At 42.3% G+C, this 1,738-nt stretch carries 1 protein-coding gene and 1 pseudogene; one reads left to right on the plus strand and one right to left on the minus strand.

What is annotated here, in order from left to right:
* Window positions 1-294: 294 nt before the first annotated feature.
* Window positions 295-617: pseudogene (locus ETG88_RS22105) on the plus strand (integrase core domain-containing protein); the annotation flags it as partial.
* Window positions 618-872: 255 nt separating this feature from the next.
* Here the strand turns inward: ETG88_RS22105 and ETG88_RS22110 are convergent.
* Window positions 873-1,738: Ig-like domain-containing protein (locus ETG88_RS22110; RefSeq protein WP_206732585.1), on the minus strand; the 866-nt coding region annotated here is incomplete at its 5' end.

Below are 1,738 nucleotides of genomic sequence, written 5' to 3' on the forward strand. Positions count from 1 at the left end.
GTGAAATTATCTCCTCAGGCCCACAAACAGCATAGTTGCACTTCATATAATCCAATATATAGGCGAAGGCACTAAAAATATTAAAGAATTAAACACAATAGTCTGAATCCAGGATGCCACACCCTTACCGTCTGTTAGTCCAATGGGCTCTGATTCAACTCAGACAGGCGCTGCCTGTAGACCTGCCCTGAAAAGTAGTTTCAAAAAATTCAATGTGTATTTACATACACGACATTTAAAAAGTTAATGCATAACCATTCACCAACAAAAAGATAACAATATTGTTAGCCAACTAGAATGGACCAGGGACCGGAGTTCACTTGCCGCGCACTGGATCAATGGGCCTTTGAGCATGATGTTGAGTTACGTTTAATCCAGCCGGGCAAACCAACGCAGAACGGATTTATTGAGAGCTTTAACGGCCGATTTCGCGATGAATGTCTGAATGAGCACGGGTTCAGCGATATCATTCACGCCGGGAAAATCATTAACGACTGGCGGCAGGATTATAATGAGTGTCGTCAACATTCGGCACTGAATTATCAGACGCCATCAGAGTTTGTAGCACGATGGCGAAATGGAAATGTGAAGGTAAACAAACCGACATTACTAACTGACGGTTGTATCTGATACTGGGGGGATGTCAAACTTATTGTCGATACGGCGTTTGTTGATCCATAAAAAGCGGGCCATCAGGCCCACTTTTCATTTTGGTCTATTAATTTTATTTTTCCATTCAAACTAAGTTGCTTAGTCACGCTAGCAAAGTCTATATAAATATCTAACCTGGAAAGTACATAAACCTGTTTCCATATCGTATTATTTATGCCGCTATTTATAATTAGTCATTAATAAATATTATTTTATGATGATTATAATGTTTGTACACAAGCAACATATCTGACATCATCATTATCGGCACCACCGATATTACCGGTCTGCAAACTCGCATTCCAATGCTGGTAGTCTCCCTTCGTTTCCATAGCCCAGAAACTGCCAACTGCGAAACCACTCTCTTGATGATAAGCCAAAACATCTCCCCATTCACTCCATAGTGAGCCTAGCACGCCACGAACATCTAATCCATTACTTAGCTGTCGACGTTCTGGCAGAGTAGTTGCTGCAATACTGCTGCAATAATTATACGCATCCCCCCAAAGCATTTTATTTGCGTAATTATGAACAAACCAATTTTCTAATGCATAGGTAAATATAAGTTTACCCTCGCCTTTCTTAGGCGATGCAACAATGGAAACCTTCTGTTTATCGCCTTTGTTTATGAAGCTCACTACCCCCTCTTTTACTGAAATCCAGGGGGTATCAGATGTCCACTCATAATCACTTGTTTTTCCGTGAGTTAGCTCAATAGCAAACTGAGCTCCGGTAAAACCTGTCTTAGGAAACCCTGAATCCAGGGGAAAGTTGTAACCATTAACAGCAATGTCTTTAAGTTTAACAAAGGTCACATTTTTGCTTGCTGAAGCACTGTTAACGGTTGCTGTCACACTATAGATGCCCTCTTTTACAGAAGTCATATCTGCCATAGCCTTACCGTCTTCCCCCGTTAAGGTTATAACTGGCGTTAGGTCAGGACCGTTGGCAGTCGTAAAAGTAACTTGCTGGCCGGCAACAGGTTTGCCGGCAAAGTCCGTTACGATAGCCACGATGCGATTTCTGCTCACCCCATCCGCCACCGAACCGTCGAGCTCAAGAGTCATATCACTGTCCAGAATCCTGG

The organism is Lelliottia nimipressuralis (genome assembly GCF_004115925.1).
Lineage (GTDB): Bacteria > Pseudomonadota > Gammaproteobacteria > Enterobacterales > Enterobacteriaceae > Enterobacter > Enterobacter nimipressuralis.